Here is a 17,445-nt window from a genome sequence, read left to right on the forward strand (position 1 = left end):
GGGCGCCCGCCAGGAGGCTGGCCGCCGCCGCGACCGCGGCATCCGGGTCCGCCGCCCGCCCGTCGATCCAGGCCGTCATCCACCCTCGCTGTCCTGCCGGGCGGTCGGCCCCGTGCGGTCCGCCGCCCGCGCTCCGCCGCCCGCGCGGCGCCGTCCCGCGGCGCGCCCGGCGCCCCGGGGCCTGCCGGGCCGGACGTTCGCATCCGGGCCCGCCGGCAGGCAAGTCCCCCGAAAGTCCGGATCTAACAGGCAGGAAAAATAACCCTCCGGCCCGAGTTGCCCTGCGGGCGGGCGATGTGGGACAGTCCGCCCGGCGGCCGCCCGGCCCCTTCCGGCAAGCGGGCTCGGGCCGAGAGAGGGACCGGTTTGGCGGACGCGGCGGGCAGGGCGCTGACGGGGGTGCGGGTGCGCGCGCCGGCCCGGCTGCATTTCGGCTTCCTCGACCTGCACGGAGGGCTCGGCCGGCGCTTCGGCAGCATCGGGCTCAGCCTCGACGCCCCCGCGGTCGACCTGACGGTCCGGCCCGCCGACGGGCTGAGCGCCACCGGCGCGGAGGCGCCCGGCATCGCGGCCGCGCTCGACCGGGTGCGGGCCTACGCGGGCCAGGCGGCCCGGCACCTCGGCGTGCCGGAGACCGGGTCCTTCCACCTCGCCGAGACGATCCCGGCCCATGCGGGCTTCGGCTCCGGGACCCAGCTCGCCCTGGCGGTGGCGGCCGGGCTCGCCCGGCTGCACGGCGCGCCCTTCGCGCCCGCCGCCTTCGCGGACGCCCTCGACCGGGGCAACCGGTCCGGCGTCGGCCTCGCCGCCTTCGTCACCGGCGGGCTCCTCGTCGACGGCGGCCGGGACGAGAGCGACGCGCCGCCCCCGATCGTGTCGCGCCTCGCCTATCCGGAGGCGTGGCGGGTGGTGCTGATCCTCGATCCCGGGCGCGTCGGCGTGCACGGGGCCGCGGAGCGGCACGCCTTCCGGGACCTGCCGCGCTTCCCCGCCGCCGGCGCGGCCGAGATCTGCCGCCTCGCCCTGATGCAGGTGCTGCCGGCCGCGGCCGCCGCCGACCTCGACGGCTTCGGCCGGGGCATCACGGCGATCCAGCGCCGGATCGGCGACTACTTCGCGCCCCACCAGGGGGGCCGCTACGCCAGCGCGGCCGTGGCGGCGGCCCTCGCCGACGTCGAGGCCATGGGGATCGCCGGCTTCGGCCAGAGCTCCTGGGGACCGACCGGCTTCGTCCTCGCGGCCGCCCAGGGCGACGCGGAGGCGCTCGTCGCCCGCCTGCGCGACCGCCACCCGGACCTCGCCTTCCGGATCGCCCGCGGCCGCAACCACGGCGCCCGGGTGACGGGCCCGGACGCGCCCGGCGCAGCCCCGGACGGCCCGGACGGCCCGGACGGCACCGGCGCGGGCGCCGCGACTGGCACCAACGTCTAGGACACAAGGGGCGGCCGGCGGCCCTACAAGGACGGCGGCCGGTCCCCGGGAGGCGCGCACCCGGCCGCGAGACCTGCCGCCGAGGAGACCGCCCGATGGCCCGCTCGATCCTGCACATGCTGACGCCGCTCAAGCACATGAGCCCGTTCGACGTGAACATGGCGGTGGATGCGGGCTTCGACGTCGTCGTGCCCTACACCCACGTGGCGGCGTCCGACGTGGCGGCGCTGGTGCAGGACGCGATCTTCTCCCGCGCCCCCCGGGACGGGACCCGCACGGCGATCTTCATCGCCGGCCGGAACGCCGAGACCGCCCTCGACATGATGGAGGCGGCCAGGGGCGCCTTCGTGCCGCCGTTCCGGGCCCACCTCTTCGCCGATCCGGCCGGCTCCTTCACCACCGGCGCCGCCATGGTGGCGTGCGTCGGGCGGGCCCTGCGGGAGCGCTTCGGCGAGACCCTGGCGGGCAAGCGCCTCGCGATCTACGGCGGCACCGGCGTGGTGGCCTACTGCGCGGCGGTGATCGGCGCCCAGGAGGGCGGCCACCCGGTCCTCGTCGGCTACGACGGGCGCGCGCGGGTCGCCGGGATCGCCGAGGGCATCCGGGCGCGCTTCGGCGTCGCGGTCGAGGCCGCCGACGGCGCGACCCCGGAGGGACGCCGCGCGGCGGCCCGGGAGGCCGAGGTGATCCTGTCGGCGGCCGCCGCCGGCGTGCAGGTGCTGAGCGGCGAGGATCTGGGCGAGGCGCGCCGGCTCCTCGTCGCGGCCGACGTCAACGCCGTGCCGCCGGCCGGCATCGCGGGCATCGACGTCCAGGCCGACGCGGCGCCGCTGCCCACGGGGCGGGGCGTCGGCATCGGGGCGCTCGCGGTCGGCGACGTGAAGTACCGCACCGAGGCCGGGCTGTTCCGGCGCCTGCTCGAGGCCGACGCGCCGCTCGCCCTCGATTTCCGCGATGCTTACCGGCTCGCGGTCACGACCGCCGGTTGAGCGCGGGCCCGGTGAGCGACGCGATCCTGATCGCGGCCCAGTCGGGCCGGGCGCTCGCGGCGGCGGCCCGGCGGGCGGGCCTGCGCCCCTACGTCGCCGACCTGTTCGGGGACGAGGACACGCGGGAGCTCGCGGCGGGCTACCGCAGGATCGCCGGCCGCCTCGGCCGCGGGCCCGGGGCGGAGGGCGTGGTCAGGGCCCTCGAGGCGCTCGCCGCGGAGGCGGGCCGTCCCCTCGGCCTCGTCCTCGGCAGCGGCTTCGAGGGCGCGCCGGCCCTGATGGCGCGGCTCGCCGCCCGCCACCGGCTGCTCGGGGCCTCGCCGGCGGCGGTGGCGGCCCTCAAGGATCCGGCCGGCCTCGCGGCGCTGTGCGCGCGCCTGAGGATCCCGCATCCCGACATCGCCCTCGCGCCGGTGGCGGACCCGGCGGGGTGGCTCGCGAAGCGCCGCGGCGGCTCGGGGGGCGGGCACGTCCGCCCGGCCGCCGCGGGGCCGCTCGCGCCGGGCACCTACCTCCAGCGGCGCAGGCCCGGGGTGCCCCGCTCCCTCAACGTGCTGGCCGACGGCCGCGGCATCGCCGTGCTGGCGGTCACCGAGCAATGGGCGGCCCCGGCGCCCGGACATCCGTTCCGGTACGCCGGCGCGGCCGCTCCGGGCGCGCTGCCGGCGGCGGTGCGCGACGCGGCGGAGCGGGCGGTCGCCGACCTCGTCGCCGCGACCGGCCTCGCCGGGCTCGCCAGCGCCGACCTCCTGGTCGACGGGACGGAGTGGTGGCTCCTCGAGGTCAACCCGCGCCCCGGCGCCACCCTCGACGTCCTCGACCGCGGGCCGCGGCCGCTGCTCGCGCGCCACATCGAGGCCGCGGCCGGCCGGCTGACGGCGGGCGGGGCTCCGCCCCCGGGCGCCGCCGCGACGGAGATCTGCTACGCCGAGGCGACGCTCGAGGCGGTGCCGCCCCTCGACTGGCCGGACGCCGTGATGGACCGGCCGCGGGCGGGCAGCCGCATCGCCGCGGGCAGCCCGATCTGCACCGTGCGGGCGAGCGGGCCCGACGCGGCGGCGGCGCGGCGGGGCCTGCGCGCGCACGCCGCCGCCGTGCGGGCGCTCCTCGCCGCGCCGACGCCTCCGCTCCCGGCGGGAACGGGCCCGGCCCTGAGGCCTTGATGCCTCGCCCATGTTGGCGCGGCGCGGGATGCCCCGGCTATGATCGGGGCCGATCCCGCCCGCAGCCTCGCCACCGCCGGCGCCGGCCGCACGCCCCGCGCGGGCCGGCCTCGCGTCATCCGCATCGCCGGCCCGCGCGGGGGCCGCCCAGGGGTCCAGGGAGCCACGCCATGAGTTCCACCATCGTCCGCCCGAGCGTGAACGCGCTCGCCGCCCCCCTGGTCGAGGCGCTGGTCGCCGACGCGGCGCGGCTGCGGCTCGCGGTGCGGGCGGCGCCCGGCGAGGCCCGCCTGATCGACGCCGGCGCCGCCGTGCCCGGGTCGATCGAGGCCGGCCGGCGCATCGCCGAGATCTGCCTCGGCGGCCTCGGCACCGTCACGCTGGCGCCCGCCGGCCCGGTGGCGGCCTGGCCGTTCACCGTGACCGTGCACACGGCCGATCCGGTGCTCGCCTGCCTGGGCAGCCAGTACGCCGGCTGGAGCCTCGCCGACGAGGAGGGGAAGTCCGGCTTCTTCGCCCTCGGCTCCGGGCCGGGCCGGGCCGCCGCGGCGGCGGAGCCGCTGTTCGAGGAGCTGCACTACCGCGACGGCGCGGCGCGCATCGTGCTGGTGCTCGAATCGGGCAGCCCGCCGCCCCCTTCCGTGATCGCCGAGGTGGCGCGGGCGGCGGGCCTCGCCCCCGGCGACGTCACCTTCGTGTACGCCCCGACCCAGAGCCTCGCCGGCGCGACCCAGGTGGTGGCGCGGGTGCTGGAGGTCGCCCTGCACAAGGCGCACGCGATCGGGTTCGACCTCGGGGCCATCGTCGACGGCATCGGCGCCGCCCCCTTGAGCCCGCCCCACCCCGACTTCATCCAGGCCATGGGCCGCACCAACGACGCCATCATCTACGGGGGCCGGGTGCAGCTCTTCGTCGAGGCCGACGACGGGGAGGCCCGCGCCCTCGCGCAGGCGCTGCCGAGCGCCACCTCGCGGGACCACGGCGCCCCCTTCGCGGAGATCTTCGCCCGCTTCAACGGCGACTTCTACGCCATCGACAAGCACCTGTTCAGCCCGGCCGAGGTGGTGGTGACGTCGCTGCGCACCGGCACCAGCCACCGCGGCGGGCGGCTGGTGCCGGAGCTCGTCGAGCGCTCCTTCGCCTGACGGCGCCGCCCCGCCATGCGGATCGCGCTCGCGGCCGACAACGGCACCTGGCACCGTCAGCGACTCGCGGCGGCGCTCTCGGCCCTCGGGGCGGAGCCGGTGCTGTTCTCCCTCGCCGATGTGACGGTCGAGACCGGCCGGCCGGAGCCGCTGCGCGTGCCAGGCTTCCCCGACGGCCTCCCGGACGGCGTGCTCCTGCGGACCCTCGCGGGCGGCACCTTCGAGGCCACCACGATGCGGCTCGGCGCGCTCCACGCCCTGGCGGCGGCCGGCACGGTGGTGTGGAACGGCCCGGTCTCCATCGAGCGCTCGGTCGACAAGGCGATGACGAGCCTGCTCCTCGCCCGCAACCGGATCCCGAGCCCCGAGACCTTCGTGCTGTCCCGGCGCGAGGCCGCCGCCGCGCTCGTCGCCCGGGAGGCGGCCCCCGGGCGGCCGCTCGTCCTCAAGCCCCTGTTCGGCTCGCAGGGGGAGGGGCTGCACCTGATCGAGCGGCCCGAGCAGCTGCCCCCCGAGGAGCTGGTCGGCCGGGTCTACTACCTCCAGCGCTACGTCGCGCGGCGGGACGGGGCGTGGCAGGATTACCGGGTCTTCGTCTGCGCCGGGCGCGCCGTGGCCGGCATGATCCGCGAGGGCGACGGCTGGATCACCAACGTCCATCGCGGCGGCCGGCCGCGGCCCTGGCGGGTGCCCGGGCGGGCCGCCGCGCTCGCCGAGGCCGCCGCCGGCGCGGTCGGGTGCGGCTACACCGGGATCGACCTCGTCGAGGACGGGGAGGGCGGCTTCCTGGTGCTCGAGGTCAACAGCATGCCGGCCTGGTCCGGGCTGCAGCAGGTGACGGCGGTCGACATCGCCCGGGAGGTGGCGGCCGGCTTCCTGGCGGCGGTGCGCGGCGCCCACCCGGCGCGGCGCGCGGCGGCGGGCCCGGCGTGACGGCCCCCGGCCTCGCCCCGCGGGCCGTCGCGGCGGCCTACGCCGAGGCCTGCCGGGCCGAGCTCGCGGCGCTGAAGCCCGGCAACGTCCACGCCTACGCGGAGGGCCACCGCATGACGCTCGCGGATTTCGAGGCGAGCGCCGCGGTCTCCGCCCCGCACGTCGCGGCCGCCGGGGCGGGGGTCGGCGCCCGGGCCGAGGGCGCCGTCGCCGCCACGATGGCGCGGGTCGGCCAGAACACGAACCTCGGCATCGTGCTGCTCTGCGCGCCCCTCGCGGCCGCGGCGGAGCGCCCCGGATGCCTGCGCCCGGCGCTCGCGGCCGTGCTGGAGGGCCTCGACGGGGCGGACGCCGCCGGCGTCTACGCGGCGATCCGGCTCGCCAACCCGGGCGGCCTCGGCCGGGCCGCGCGCCACGACGTGACGGCCGGGGGCGCACCGCCGCCTCTCGCCGCCGCCATGGCGGAGGCGGCGGGGCGCGACCGCATCGCGCGCGCCTACGTCACGGGCTTCTCGGACCTGTTCGAGGTCGGCCTGCCGGCGCTCGCGGGTGCCCGCGCGCGGGGCCTGCGGGCGCCCTGGACCACCACGGCGGTCCACCTCGCCTTCCTGACGGCGTTCCCGGACAGCCACATCGCGCGCAAGTTCGGGGCGGACGCCGCCGAGGCGGTGCGGGCCGACGCGCAGGCGGCGCTCGGCGCCCTCGACCTGGGGGCGGACCCGATCGAGGCCCTGCTCGCGCACGACCGGGCGCTCAAGGCCGCCGGCCGCAATCCAGGCACCAGCGCCGACCTCACCGTCGCGACCCTGTTCCTCGATGCCCTGCTCGGGCTCAAGGCGGCGGCCGACAACTCACCTAGCGGAACGCAACCCGCCAATAGGTCGTAGTCGTCCAGGGGCTTCATCTTGCCTGTGGCGCCGAAAATGGTCTTCCGCCTCTATGCCTGCGGCTTGTTCGCCGTCGAGCGGCGCTGTAGGGTCCGCCCCGCTATCCGGGCAACCGGTTCGGCACTCCGCTGAACGCCGACAACAAGGATGGCGTGTTCGGCCGTACCTGTTCTGGCGGTCGGTTAACCTTACTGACTCCTGGGAGAAACCCCGAATGGCGAAAATCAATAAGGTGATGGTGGGCGAGGCCCTGGTGGGCGACGGCAACGAAGTCGCGCATATCGACCTGCTCATCGGCCCGCGCGGCAGCGCCGCCGAGACGGCGTTCTGCAACAGCCTGACCAACAACAAGCACGGCTTCACCAGCCTGCTCGCGGTCGTGGCGCCGAACCTGCCCTGCAAGCCCAACACGCTGCTGTTCAACAAGGTCACCATCAACGACGCCCGCCAGGCCGTCCAGATGTTCGGCCCCGCCCAGCACGCCGTCGCCAAGGCGGTGCAGGATTGCGTCTCCGAGGGCACGATCCCGGCCGACGAGGCCGACGACCTCTACATCATGGTCGGCGTGTTCATCCACTGGGAAGCCGCCGACGACGCCAAGATCGAGAAGTACAACTACGAGGCCACGAAGCTCTCGATCGAGCGCGCGATCAAGGGCTCGCCGACTGCCGCCGAGGTCACCCAGCAGTACAAGACCGCGCAGCATCCCTTCGCGGCGAACGTCGCTTAGACAGGAAACCGTCCGGAACAGCAAGCGGCACCCCCTCCGCCGCCCCCGCCGCCTCAGCCGCAGGGGCTGTTCCAGCGACTGGCCTCCATCTTCCTCGGCCGTTGATCCCCGGCATCGCCCCGCGACGCGGGACCGATGCGGGAGCGAGGACCACCGGGGCGGGGTTCCCGCCGGGCACGCGCCCGCGGGGACCCCGCTCGTTCCGGGAGGGCCTTCGGCCCTCCCGTTCCGGCACCGCAGGCGACTCCGTCGCGCCGCGACGCCCCGGACCTCCGGCGGCCGGGCGGCGCGCCGCGGGTGCCCGCGAGGATCACGCCCCCCGGGCCGGAGCGGGCCGGGGCGCGGGCGGCTCCAGGTGCTCCGCCAAGTGGTCCGCCGAGTGCTCCACCAGGTGCTCCGCCCGCAGGCGCCCGTCGTGGATCGCGCTCGCCACCAGCACCCCGGCCGCACCGGCCGCCGCCAGGGGCGCCAGGTCACCGGGCCCCCGCAGGCCCCCCGCCGCGTAGAGCGCCGCCCCGGGTGCCCGCACCCGCAGGGCCGCGATCCCGGCGAGGTCCGGCCCCGCGCCGCTGCCGACCCGCGCGAGCGACATCGCGATGACGTCCGGCGGCCAGGAGGCGGGATCCGCGTGCAGGTCCTCCGGTCCGAGCGGCACCCCGTCCCGGCTGTCGAGGGAGAGCACCGCCCGGGCCCCGAGCGCGCGCACCAGGGCCGCGTCGGCCTGGCTCTCGCTGCCGAGCACCGGGCGGCCGAGGCCGGCGGCCAGGAAGGCCTCCACGCCGGCCGACGTCGCGAACCCGGCATCGACCCACAATTCCACCCCCGGGCAGGCCCGCGCGATGGCGGCGAGCGCGGCCCGGTCCGGGTCCGCGCCGTCCATGATGGCGTCGAGATCGGCGACGTAGAGGCGGCGCGCGGGCAGCGCGCCCAGGAGCCCCCGGGCGACGTCGGCCGGCGCCGGCGTCGGGCTGAGGGGCGTGACGATCGGCGCGTAGGCCTGGCGCTCGCCGGCCCGGGCCCGCACCACCTGGCCGTGGCGCAGGTCCAGCACCGGGATGATCGCGAGGGGGCTTGCGGCGGGCCGGGCCGCCGTGCCACCCCGCCCGGGACCCCCGCCGCCCGAGATCCGCCCGTGACCGCCCCGCATGCCCCGACCTCCTCCGCGCGCGTCATCGGCTGGGACCTCGGCGGGGTGCATGTCAAGGCGGCTCTGGTGGAGGACGGCCTGGTGCGGGCCGCCGTGCAGGCGCCGTGCCCGCTCTGGAACGGCCTGCCGGCCCTCGACGCCGCCATCGCGGCGCTGCCGGCCTGGGCGCGGAGCCCGGCCCGCCACGCGGTCACGATGACGGGCGAGCTCACCGACTGCTTCGCCGACCGGGCGGACGGCGTGGCGCAGCTCGCCGGCTGGGCCGCGGCGCGCCTCCCGGGCTCCGTCGCGATCTATGCCGGGCGGGCGGGGTTCCTGCCGCCCGGGGCGGCGGCGGGCCGGGCGCCCGACGTCGCCAGCGCGAACTGGCACGCCACCGCGGCGCTGGTCGGGGGCGTGCAGCCGGCGGCGCTGCTCGCCGACATCGGGTCGACCACCGCCGACCTGATCCCGATCGTCGCCGGGCGGCCGGCGGCTTCGGGCTACAGCGACGCCGAGCGGCTGGAGACCGGGGAGCTCGTCTACACCGGCGTGGTGCGCACGCCGCTCCTCGCCCTCGCCGCCGCGGCGCCGTTCCGGGGCCGGCGCACGGCCCTGATGGCCGAGTGCTTCGCCACCACCGCCGACGCCTACCGGCTCACCCGCGACCTCGCCGCCGCCGAGGACCAGCAGGACACGGCCGACCTGAAGGGCAAGTCGGATTCCGAGACCGAGACCCGCCTCGCCCGGATGATCGGCCGGGACCGGCACGAGGGCACGGGAGCCGACTGGGCCGGCCTCGCCGGGCACTTCGCCGAGGCCCAGCTCCGCCTGCTCCACGACGCCGCCGCCCTGATCCTGTCCCGCGGCACGCTCCCCGGCGACGCGCCGGTGGTGCTGTGCGGGGCGGGGCGCTTCGTCGGCGCCCGCCTTGCGGCCCGCCTCGGCCGTCCGGCCCGCGACCTCGCCGACCTCGTCGCGCCCCGCCTCGCCCCGCCGGGCGGGACGGCCTGGATCTCCACCTGCGGCCCCGCGGTGGCGGTGGGCCTGCTGGCGGCCGATCACGCGGGGGCGGACGCCCGGGAGAGACCATCGGGAAATACCCCGCAGGCAGACTCGCGGCGCGCGGCACCCTGAAGCGCTCCCCGCCGGCGTGGATGCCGGTTCGGCGCGCGGGAGCGCGTCACGACAGGGACCTGGACCGTTTCCCGCAGCGACAAGGTCGAACAAGACATCATGATCACGCGTCCCCTCATCCTCCTCGCCGGCCTCGTCCCGACGCTGCTCGCCCCATCGCCGGCTCCGGCGCAGGAGCGCCTGCCCGCCCCGGCGCTCCGCTGCGGCGAGGTCGCCGCCGTCGTGACCCGGCGCGGCGCCGTCCTGGTCGGCACCGGTCCGTTCACGTACGCGCGGCTCGTGCGCGACACCGGCTTCTGCACCATCGAGGAGACGACGCGGCCGTTCTTCGGCCCGTCCGCCGACGCGCCGCAATGCTTCCTCGGCTACGAGTGCCGCGACCGCTTCAACGAGGGCCGCGACCGGAACTGAGCGGGGCCGCCGCGCCGGGGCGGGCGGGGCGGCGCTCAGCTGCGCCAGCGCAGCTCCCGCGGCGCGAGGGGGTTGACGAAGGCGCCGCCGGTCTCGCGGGCCCTCAGGAACTCGCGCTTCAGGCTGAAGTACCATTGCGACTGCACGTCGCTCTCGCCCATCAGAACCATGGCGGGCTTGCGGTCGAGACCCCGCTGCGCGACCTGGAGCACGTCGCGGTCCTGGCCCAGGAACTGGCGCATCAGGGGCCGGGCCAGGGGCTTCAGCGCGTTCAGGACCGGGAGGTTCCAGTACATCGCGTTGATCAGGGCGGTGCGGCCGTCCGGCAGCGGCGACGCGAAGGTGTAATTGGCCAGCCGCTTGTGGCCCGCGGTGATCCGCTCCAGGCGCACGCCGGGCAGGCGGAACTCGATCTCGACCTCCGGCACCGCGCCGAGCAGGCGGTAGACCAGGGAGGCGGTCTTGGCCGTGTGGCTCGTCATGGTGAAGCCGTAGGGCGAGGGGGCGAAGTGCTTCACCTTCTCCTTCAGGGTCTTCGAGGGGCGCCACCACCAGGAATCGTGCACGTAGGCGACGTGGGCCGGGTCGACGAAGCTGAGCGCCACGAGGTCGAAGGACGCCTCCACCTCCAGGATCTCGACGAGCTGGCCGCAATAGGCGAAGTCGACCTCCGGGACCGGCGGCGCCGCCTCCGGGTCGGGGCCGGCCGCGATCCAGACCAGCCCGGACTTCTCCGCCACGGCGAAGCGGGCGAGGCGGACGGACGCGAAGTTGGCGTCGTCCCGGCGGGCGAGGGCGGGGATCGCCGCGCAGGCGCCGTCCGGCCGGAACTGCCAGCCGTGGAAGGGGCAGACGATGGCGCCGTCCACCATCCGTCCGGCCGAGAGCGCCATGCCGCGGTGCGGGCAGCGGTCCCGCAGGGCGAACAGCGCGCCCGATTCCTCGCGCCCGACCACGATGGCCTCCTCGCCGAGGCGCACGGCCCGGAGGCGCCCGGGCCGGAAGCTCCGGCTCTCCCCGACGCAGTACCAGACGTCGTCGAGCGCCCGGCGGAGCGGATCACCTGTCATGCCCGTGTGTGGCCTCCGATCGACGCCCGGCACCGCGCCGGGCGCCCGTCCTTAGAGCATTTCGCCGCGCGCTGGATACCGCCCCGGCCGGCCACGCCGTCCGGAACACCGAGCGGGGCGGTTCGTTGAATGGCCGGCGACCGCGGGCGGGTGGCGCGGTTCGAGGCGCCGCCGTCCGCAGCCACGGAGGATGACCACGATGAGCCTGCTCGGGACGATCGTCAGCAAGATCCTGCACCCCTTCGGGGGCGGCGAGGCCCAGGCGCAGACCACGGGCGGCACGGCACCGGCCGGCACCGCGCCCACGGGAGGCGGGAGCGCCGACCCGACCACCGGTGGCACCGTGCCGAAGGTGGACGGCAAGGTCGACGTCGAGGCGGTGCTCAACGACCTCGCCGCCAAGGCGGGCCAGCCGCTGAACTGGCGCACCTCGATCGTGGACCTGATGAAGCTGCTCCACCTCGACAGCAGCCTCTCGGCCCGCAAGGAACTGGCGCAGGAGCTGCACTACACCGGCGATACCGGCGACTCGGCCACCATGAACGTCTGGCTGCACAAGCAGGTCATCCGCAAGCTCGAGGAGAATGGCGGCAAGGTGCCGGACGACCTCAAGGACTAGGGCGTCCGCCGCCGAAGCCGCCATCGCTCCGGCGCGAGGGAACGCCACGACGAGGACCGGGCGCGCCGCCCGATCGCGACGCGGTCGAGGTGGCGCGCCCGGGACCCTTACGCAGGCCCCGATGTGCATCGCCCCGCGCCTCCGCCCCGAGGGGTTGCGGCCGGGGGCTGCCCCGTCCGGCGGCGCTCAGACGACGGCGTCGTCGCCCGTGACCCGGGTCGTTCCGGCGACGAGGCGGCGGACTTCCTGGAGGGCCGTCCCGGTCCCGCGCCGCTCCGGCAGCGCCTGGATCCGGCCCCTGCCGTCCCGCCCGGGCCCCTCGGACGGCTGGCGCCGGGCGGCGGCCGCCAGCATGATGTCGTCGATCCGCTCGCAGACCTGATCGAGGGCCCAGTCCCGGCCGAGCCGGATCGGCAGCCGCCAGGCCTCGTCCTCGGGCTCGGGCGCGAGGTCCGGGTCGGGCAGACGCACGATCGGCAGGCCGGGCCAGGCCGCCTGCAGGCGGGCCGCGATGTCGGGCAGCTCCGGGGCCCGGCACAGGCGCTCGCTGAACAGCGCCATGTCGAGGACCGGCAGCCCGATTCCCGGCTCCGTCAGGACGGGGCTCATCTCGGCGCCGACCACCGCCAGCACGCCGTATCCCTTGGCGGCGAGCAATCCTGCGAGCGGCGACACCGCCTCCTGCGCGGTCCGCAGCATCAGCAGGACGGGTTCGCATGGAGTGCCCATGGACCAGCGGTACCATGACCTCCGCGCGGATTGAACCATCCGTTCGAGCTAGTCATCGGCCTAGGCGCCGGCCGCGCGGCAACCGGGAAAAAGCCGCGTCGCATCAGGACCATGGCAGCGGTCAGTGGCCCGTGCGCACCCGGGTCCAGAGCCGCGTCACGACCCTTTGGACTCGGTCGTCGTAGGCCGTATTGGTGAAGAGGCGGCGAAAGGTGGCGTCGTCCGGATAGACGCCCGGATTGGACAGGATCTCGGGCTTCACCAGCGGCTTCGCCGCGAGGTTGCCGCTGGCGTAGGACACGAAGTTGGTGTTGGCCGCCGCCACCTCCGGCCGCATCATGAAGTCGATGAAGGCGTGCGCCTCCGCCGGGTGGGCGGCGTCCTTCGGGATCGCGAAGGAATCGAACCACATCAGGGCGCCCTGCTGCGGGATATAGTAGGCCACGTCGACGTCGTTCTTGGCCTCCTGGGCGCGCTTGCGGGCCTGGAGCACGTCGCCCGAGTACCCGACCGAGAGGCAGACGTCGCCGTTGGCGAGCTGGTTGATGTACTCGGAGGAGTGGAATTTTTGGACGGCGCCGCGGATGCGAAACAGCGCCTCGCCGGCCCGGTCGAGGTCGTCGGTCCGCTTGGAATCCGGCTTCAGCCCCAGGGCCGCCAGGACGTTCGGGACGATGTCCTCCGGGGCGTCCAGCATGGTGACGCCGCAATCCTTGAGCTTGGCGATCAGCTCGGGACGCAGGACGATATCCCAGGTGTTGAGCGGCTGGTTCGGCCCCAGGCGCTCGCGCACCAGCGCGGTGTTCACCCCGATGCCGGTGGTGCCCCACATGTAGTCGACGGCGTAGAGGTTGCCCGGATCGTAGACCGCGAGGCGGGCCGTCACCTCCGGCCAGGCGTTCCTCAGGTTCGGCAGCTTCGCCTTGTCGAGGGGCAGGAACACCCCGGCCTTGATCAGGCGCTGGAGGAACGGCCCGGACGGCACCACGATGTCGTAGCCGGACCGGCCGGCGAGAAGCTTGGTCTCGACGATCTCGTTCGTGTCGTAGGTGTCGTACACAACCCGGATGCCCGTCTCGCGCGTGAACGCGTCGAGCATCTTGGGGTCGACATAGTCCGACCAGTTGTAGACGTTGACGACCCGCTCCGGCGCGGCGGACGCCCCGCCGGCGAGGACGAGCAGGCAGGCCGCCGCGAGGAGCGCGCGCCGGCCGCGCCGGAAGGGCCGCACCGTCAGGCTCCGAGCGCGGCGACGACCGAGATCTCGACCCGGAATTGCGGGCCGGCGAGCTTGGCCTCGACGGTGGCGCGGGCGGGCGCCTGGCCGGCCGGCACCCAGCCGTCCCAGACCCGGTTCATCTCGGCGAAGGTCGCCATGTCGGCGAGGTAGATCGTGGCGGACAGGACCTTCGACTTGTCCGTGCCGGCCTTCGCCAGCAGGGCGTCGATCTGCGCCAGGACGTCCCGGGTCTGGTCGGCCACGTCCCCGGCGGCGGAGACCTGCCCGGCCAGGTAGACGGTGTTCCCGTGGACCACCGCCTGGCTCATCCGCGTCCCGGTCTCGATGCGCTCGATCGTCATGCTGTGGTCCCGCTGAGAGAAGCCTCGGCCCGGACGCCGGCGCCCGGACCCGGGCGCGCCGGCGCCCGCCGGCGCGAAGGGCGCCGTCCCCGCCTTGTGCCGCCTCGGGCCGCCCCGCGTAAAGGCCTTGCCGCACCGCGTCGCAACCCTCGACCGCACCTGCGCGTTGCTGCTGCATCGCAAGCGCGGCCGAAGGGGCAAGTCACCATGTCGATCCTGTGGACCATCATCATCGGCTTCGTCGCCGGCGTGATCGCAAAGTTCATCATGCCGGGCCCGAACGAGCCGAGCGGCTTCATCCTGACGACGATCCTGGGCATCGTCGGGGCCTTCGTGGCGACCTTCCTGGGCCAGGCGATCGGCTGGTACGGACCCAACCAGGGCGCGGGGCTGATCGCCTCCGTGGTCGGCGCCATCGTGGTGCTGGGGATCTGGGGCTTCATCCAGGGCCGCCGCTCCACCACGATCTGACGCATCCCGGAGCGCGCGATCTCCGCAGATCCGCGCGCTCCCGACCCGACGCGCGCGCCCGGGCGAGGCCCGCACGCCGCCGGATCGCGGCGGGCACGCGGCCCGCACGTCCAGCCTGAGCCGGTTCCCGCCAGCGCATCGGGCGCCCTCGCTACGGGTCTCGCCGCCCGGCGGTTCTTGCGCCTCAGCGCCGAGCGCCACCCTCCTCGGTGGCCCGCGCGACGGCGCCGGTCCCCTCTCTCGTGCAGTGGAAGCCCCGAGGGCGTGACCCGCCGGGGCCGTCGAGGCGCGCAGGCCTTGGGGCGCCCGGGGATGGTCACCGGGAGGAGAGGGCGCTTCCCGCGCCCCCTCCCGCCCGGACGCCTCAGACGCGGGCCGGCGGGCCCGGCCGGTGCTCCATCAGGGCCTTGGCGGCGCAGTGGCCGGTGGCGCCGCGGATCGCCAGCAGGGCGCCGCCGACCAGGACGGCGAGGCTCAGCAGCTTGTTCGGCCGGGGCTGCGCCGCGGCGGCAGCGAGCCCCAGGCCGAGCACGACCGAGATGGCACGCTCCTTGGTGGACAGGTTCGGCTCGCCGCTGAAGACGTCCGTGATCGCGTTCGACATGATGGCTCCTCTCGGGGACCCGCACCGGCGGGCCTCAGTCTCGCGGTGCGAACGCGAGGGGAGCGGCACTGTTCCGTCGAGGAAGCCCCATGAGAAAACGCGCGGCCCCGGGGGGCCGCGCGTTCCCGTTCGTCGGTCCGGCAGCGGAGGCTTACTCGCCGGCTTCCTGGCGGGGCGAGCGCTCGCGGGTGCGCTCGCCGTCGCGCTGGGCCTTGAGCTTCTCGGTGAGGTCCTCGCCGGTCTGCTGGTCGACCACCTTCATCGAGAGGCGGATCTTGCCGCGCTCGTCCTGGCCGAGGAACTTCACCTTCACCTTGTCGCCCTCCTTCACCACGTCGGTGACCTTGGCGACGCGCTGGGGCGCGAGCTCCGAGATGTGGACCAGGCCGTCCTTGGCGCCGAAGAAGTTGACGAAGGCGCCGAACTCCATCGTCTTCACCACCGTGCCCTCGTAGATCATGCCGGGCTCGGCCTCCGCCACGATCGAGCGGATCCAGTTGTAGGCCGCCTTGATGGCCTTGCCGTCGCTCGACGCGATCTTGATGATGCCGGTGTCCTGGATGTCGATCTTGGCGCCGGTCTTCTCGACGATCTCGCGGATCACCTTGCCGCCGGTGCCGATCACCTCCCGGATCTTGTCGGTCGGGATCTGCATCGTCTCGATGCGGGGCGCGTGCTCGCCGAGCTCGGGCCGGGCCGCCGTCAGGGCCTTGGCCATCTCGACGAGGATGTAGCCGCGTCCCTCCTTGGCCTGGTCGAGGGCGACCCGCATGATCTCCTCGGTGATGCCGGCGATCTTGATGTCCATCTGGAGCGAGGTGATGCCCTCGTCCGTGCCGGCCACCTTGAAGTCCATGTCGCCGAGGTGGTCCTCGTCGCCCAGGATGTCGGAGAGCACGGCGTAGCGCTCGCCCTCCAGGATCAGCCCCATGGCGATGCCCGCCACCGGACGGCGCAGGGGCACGCCCGCATCCATCAGCGACAGCGAGGCGCCGCAGACCGAGGCCATCGAGGAGGAGCCGTTCGACTCGGTGATCTCCGACACGACGCGGATCGTGTAGGGGAACTCGTGGGCCGGGGGCAGCATCGGGTGCACCGCCCGCCAGGCGAGCTTGCCGTGGCCGATCTCGCGGCGGCCGGGCGAGCCCATGCGGCCGGTCTCGCCCACCGAATAGGGCGGGAAGTTGTAGTGGAGGAGGAACGTCTCCTTGTAGGTGCCTTCCAGCGCGTCGATGAACTGCTCGTCGTCGCCGGTGCCGAGGGTCGCCACCACCAGGGCCTGGGTCTCGCCGCGGGTGAACAGGGCCGAGCCGTGGGCGCGGGGCAGGACGCCGACCTCCGACAGGATCGGGCGCACCGTCCTGACGTCGCGGCCGTCGATGCGCGCGCCGGTGTCGAGGATGTTCCAGCGCACCACCTTGGACTGCGCCTCCTTGAAGGCGCTCTTCACCTTCTCGGTCTCGAAGCGGGCCTCGCCCTCGGCCGGCACGAGGGCGGCCATCACCCGCGCCTTCACGGCGTCGACGGCGGCGTAGCGCTCCTGCTTGACGGTCTTCTTGTAGGCCTCGCGCAGGTCGGCCTCGCCGACCTCCAGCACGGCGGCCTCGACGGCGGCGTTGTCGGCCGGGCGGAAGTCGCGCGGCTCCTTGGCGGCCTTCTCGGCGAGGCGGATGATCGCCTCGATCACGGGCTGGAAGTGCTTGTGGCCGAACATCACGGCCCCGAGCATCACGTCCTCGGGCAGCTCGCGCGCCTCGGACTCGACCATCAGGACGGCGGCCTCCGTGCCGGCGACCACGAGGTCGAGGCTCGATCCCTCCATCTCCTGGACGGGCGGATTGAGCTTGTACTGGCCGCCGATGTAGCCGACGCGGGCCGCCCCGATCGGGCCCATGAAGGGCACGCCCGAGAGGGTGAGCGCCGCCGAGGCCGCCACCATGGCGACGACGTCGGGGTCGTTCTCGAGGTCGTGGGAGAGCACCGTCACCACGACCTGGGTGTCGTTGCGCCAGCCCTCGACGAAGAGGGGGCGGATCGGCCGGTCGATGAGGCGGGAGACCAGGGTCTCCTTCTCGGAGGGCCGGCCCTCGCGCTTGAAGTAGCCGCCCGGGATGCGGCCGGCGGCGTAGGTCCGCTCCTGGTAGTTGACCGTGAGGGGCAGGAAGTCGATGCCGGCCTTGGGCTCCTTCATCGACACCACGGTGGCGAGCACCGTGGTCTCGCCGTAGGTGGCCACCACGGCGCCGTCGGCCTGGCGGGCGACCTTGCCGGTCTCGAGCACGAGCTTGCGCCCGCCCCACAGCAGCTCTTCGCGTTGAACGTCGAACATGTCGTCATGCCTTCATGCGGTCCGGGGGGGCGGCGCCAGCGGCAAGACGGCGGGGGGCTGGGTTCTTCGGCCAGCCCCCGGCGATCCTGC

At 75.2% G+C, this 17,445-nt stretch carries 18 protein-coding genes; 11 read left to right on the top strand and 7 right to left on the bottom strand.

Going from position 1 to position 17,445, the window contains the following annotated elements; all coding sequences use genetic code 11:
- Nucleotides 1-366 precede the first annotated feature (366 nt).
- The 7 genes from DT057_RS01785 (at nt 367) to fae (ending at nt 7,278) form a co-directional block, all read left to right on the top strand.
- On the top strand, nt 367-1,431 hold the full coding sequence (locus DT057_RS01785; RefSeq protein ID WP_238313881.1) for a beta-ribofuranosylaminobenzene 5'-phosphate synthase family protein: 1,065 nt from the start codon (nt 367-369) through the stop codon (nt 1,429-1,431).
- A 95-nt stretch (nt 1,432-1,526) separates the two neighbouring features.
- On the top strand, nt 1,527-2,420 hold the full coding sequence (locus tag DT057_RS01790) for an NAD(P)-dependent methylenetetrahydromethanopterin dehydrogenase (protein WP_128560415.1): 894 nt from the start codon (nt 1,527-1,529) through the stop codon (nt 2,418-2,420).
- 11 nt (nt 2,421-2,431) lie between these two features.
- Complete coding sequence (locus tag DT057_RS01795) at nt 2,432-3,583, top strand: ATP-grasp domain-containing protein (RefSeq protein WP_128560416.1); 1,152 nt, start codon at nt 2,432-2,434, stop codon at nt 3,581-3,583.
- Between the two features lie 170 nt (nt 3,584-3,753).
- On the top strand, nt 3,754-4,728 hold the full coding sequence (mch, locus tag DT057_RS01800; RefSeq protein ID WP_128560417.1) for a methenyltetrahydromethanopterin cyclohydrolase: 975 nt from the start codon (nt 3,754-3,756) through the stop codon (nt 4,726-4,728).
- Nucleotides 4,729-4,743: 15 nt separating this feature from the next.
- A complete protein-coding gene (locus tag DT057_RS01805) occupies nt 4,744-5,661 on the top strand; it encodes an ATP-grasp domain-containing protein (protein ID WP_128560418.1) in 918 nt (305 codons plus the stop codon).
- A complete protein-coding gene (locus DT057_RS01810; RefSeq protein ID WP_128560419.1) occupies nt 5,658-6,548 on the top strand; it encodes a triphosphoribosyl-dephospho-CoA synthase in 891 nt (296 codons plus the stop codon). Before DT057_RS01805 ends, DT057_RS01810 begins: the two co-directional genes overlap by 4 nt.
- A 214-nt stretch (nt 6,549-6,762) precedes the next feature.
- A complete protein-coding gene (gene fae / locus DT057_RS01815) occupies nt 6,763-7,278 on the top strand; it encodes a formaldehyde-activating enzyme (RefSeq protein ID WP_128560420.1) in 516 nt (171 codons plus the stop codon).
- A gap of 310 nt (nt 7,279-7,588) precedes the next feature.
- Here the strand turns inward: fae and DT057_RS01820 are convergent, their stop codons facing one another.
- Complete coding sequence (locus DT057_RS01820; RefSeq protein WP_128560421.1) at nt 7,589-8,425, bottom strand: HisA/HisF-related TIM barrel protein; 837 nt, start codon at nt 8,423-8,425, stop codon at nt 7,589-7,591.
- Here DT057_RS01820 and DT057_RS01825 point away from each other — a divergent pair.
- Nucleotides 8,411-9,541 carry a hydantoinase/oxoprolinase family protein gene (locus tag DT057_RS01825; protein WP_128560422.1) on the top strand — a complete coding sequence of 377 codons (1,131 nt, stop codon included), beginning with the start codon at nt 8,411-8,413 and terminating at the stop codon, nt 9,539-9,541. The genes DT057_RS01820 and DT057_RS01825 overlap by 15 nt on opposite strands.
- Nucleotides 9,542-9,640: 99 nt before the next feature.
- The gene (locus tag DT057_RS01830) at nt 9,641-9,952 is read left to right on the top strand and encodes a hypothetical protein (protein ID WP_128560423.1); all 312 of its coding nucleotides are present in this window, start codon (nt 9,641-9,643) and stop codon (nt 9,950-9,952) included.
- A gap of 35 nt (nt 9,953-9,987) precedes the next feature.
- Here the strand turns inward: DT057_RS01830 and DT057_RS01835 are convergent, their stop codons facing one another.
- Nucleotides 9,988-11,022: an aromatic ring-hydroxylating oxygenase subunit alpha gene (locus DT057_RS01835; protein ID WP_128560424.1), complete on the bottom strand. Its 1,035-nt coding sequence runs from the start codon at nt 11,020-11,022 to the stop codon at nt 9,988-9,990.
- A 199-nt stretch (nt 11,023-11,221) separates the two neighbouring features.
- On the opposite strand from DT057_RS01835, the gene DT057_RS01840 reads away from it, so the two are divergent.
- Nucleotides 11,222-11,641 carry a DUF3597 domain-containing protein gene (locus DT057_RS01840; protein ID WP_128560425.1) on the top strand — a complete coding sequence of 140 codons (420 nt, stop codon included), beginning with the start codon at nt 11,222-11,224 and terminating at the stop codon, nt 11,639-11,641.
- Nucleotides 11,642-11,827: 186 nt separating this feature from the next.
- On the opposite strand, the gene DT057_RS01845 is transcribed toward DT057_RS01840, so the two are convergent.
- The 3 genes from DT057_RS01845 to DT057_RS01855 all read right to left on the bottom strand — a co-directional run bounded on the left by DT057_RS01845 (nt 11,828) and on the right by DT057_RS01855 (nt 13,951).
- The gene (locus tag DT057_RS01845) at nt 11,828-12,340 is read right to left on the bottom strand and encodes a hypothetical protein (RefSeq protein ID WP_128560426.1); all 513 of its coding nucleotides are present in this window, start codon (nt 12,338-12,340) and stop codon (nt 11,828-11,830) included.
- 151 nt (nt 12,341-12,491) lie between these two features.
- A complete protein-coding gene (locus DT057_RS01850; RefSeq protein WP_128560427.1) occupies nt 12,492-13,601 on the bottom strand; it encodes a polyamine ABC transporter substrate-binding protein in 1,110 nt (369 codons plus the stop codon).
- Nucleotides 13,602-13,603: 2 nt separating this feature from the next.
- Nucleotides 13,604-13,951, bottom strand: coding sequence for a RidA family protein (locus tag DT057_RS01855; RefSeq protein WP_128560428.1), 348 nt, complete (start codon nt 13,949-13,951; stop codon nt 13,604-13,606).
- Nucleotides 13,952-14,158: 207 nt separating this feature from the next.
- On the opposite strand from DT057_RS01855, the gene DT057_RS01860 reads away from it, so the two are divergent.
- The gene (locus DT057_RS01860) at nt 14,159-14,422 is read left to right on the top strand and encodes a GlsB/YeaQ/YmgE family stress response membrane protein (protein WP_128560429.1); all 264 of its coding nucleotides are present in this window, start codon (nt 14,159-14,161) and stop codon (nt 14,420-14,422) included.
- A gap of 364 nt (nt 14,423-14,786) precedes the next feature.
- Here the strand turns inward: DT057_RS01860 and DT057_RS01865 are convergent, their stop codons facing one another.
- On the bottom strand, nt 14,787-15,026 hold the full coding sequence (locus DT057_RS01865; RefSeq protein WP_128560430.1) for a YgaP-like transmembrane domain: 240 nt from the start codon (nt 15,024-15,026) through the stop codon (nt 14,787-14,789).
- A 151-nt stretch (nt 15,027-15,177) separates the two neighbouring features.
- Nucleotides 15,178-17,355, bottom strand: a complete 2,178-nt coding sequence (gene pnp, locus DT057_RS01870; RefSeq protein ID WP_128560431.1) for a polyribonucleotide nucleotidyltransferase — start codon at nt 17,353-17,355, stop codon at nt 15,178-15,180.
- Nucleotides 17,356-17,445 lie beyond the last annotated feature (90 nt).

The organism is Methylobacterium crusticola (assembly GCF_003574465.1).
GTDB classification, from domain to species: Bacteria; Pseudomonadota; Alphaproteobacteria; order Rhizobiales; family Beijerinckiaceae; genus Methylobacterium; species Methylobacterium crusticola.

Bases quoted from the DNA above. Each gene is read 5' to 3' on its own strand.
- DT057_RS01790 (WP_128560415.1), top strand. From the start codon at position 1,527: ATGGCCCGCTCGATCCTGCACATGCTGACGCCGCTCAAGCACATGAGC.
- DT057_RS01855 (WP_128560428.1), bottom strand. From the start codon at position 13,951: ATGACGATCGAGCGCATCGAGACCGGGACGCGGATGAGCCAGGCGGTG.
- DT057_RS01840 (WP_128560425.1), top strand. From the start codon at position 11,222: ATGAGCCTGCTCGGGACGATCGTCAGCAAGATCCTGCACCCCTTCGGG.
- DT057_RS01835 (WP_128560424.1), bottom strand. From the start codon at position 11,022: ATGACAGGTGATCCGCTCCGCCGGGCGCTCGACGACGTCTGGTACTGC.
- DT057_RS01865 (WP_128560430.1), bottom strand. From the start codon at position 15,026: ATGTCGAACGCGATCACGGACGTCTTCAGCGGCGAGCCGAACCTGTCC.
- DT057_RS01805 (WP_128560418.1), top strand. From the start codon at position 4,744: ATGCGGATCGCGCTCGCGGCCGACAACGGCACCTGGCACCGTCAGCGA.
- fae (WP_128560420.1), top strand. From the start codon at position 6,763: ATGGCGAAAATCAATAAGGTGATGGTGGGCGAGGCCCTGGTGGGCGAC.
- DT057_RS01820 (WP_128560421.1), bottom strand. From the start codon at position 8,425: ATGCGGGGCGGTCACGGGCGGATCTCGGGCGGCGGGGGTCCCGGGCGG.
- DT057_RS01830 (WP_128560423.1), top strand. From the start codon at position 9,641: ATGATCACGCGTCCCCTCATCCTCCTCGCCGGCCTCGTCCCGACGCTG.
- mch (WP_128560417.1), top strand. From the start codon at position 3,754: ATGAGTTCCACCATCGTCCGCCCGAGCGTGAACGCGCTCGCCGCCCCC.
- pnp (WP_128560431.1), bottom strand. From the start codon at position 17,355: ATGTTCGACGTTCAACGCGAAGAGCTGCTGTGGGGCGGGCGCAAGCTC.
- DT057_RS01845 (WP_128560426.1), bottom strand. From the start codon at position 12,340: ATGCTGCGGACCGCGCAGGAGGCGGTGTCGCCGCTCGCAGGATTGCTC.
- DT057_RS01860 (WP_128560429.1), top strand. From the start codon at position 14,159: ATGTCGATCCTGTGGACCATCATCATCGGCTTCGTCGCCGGCGTGATC.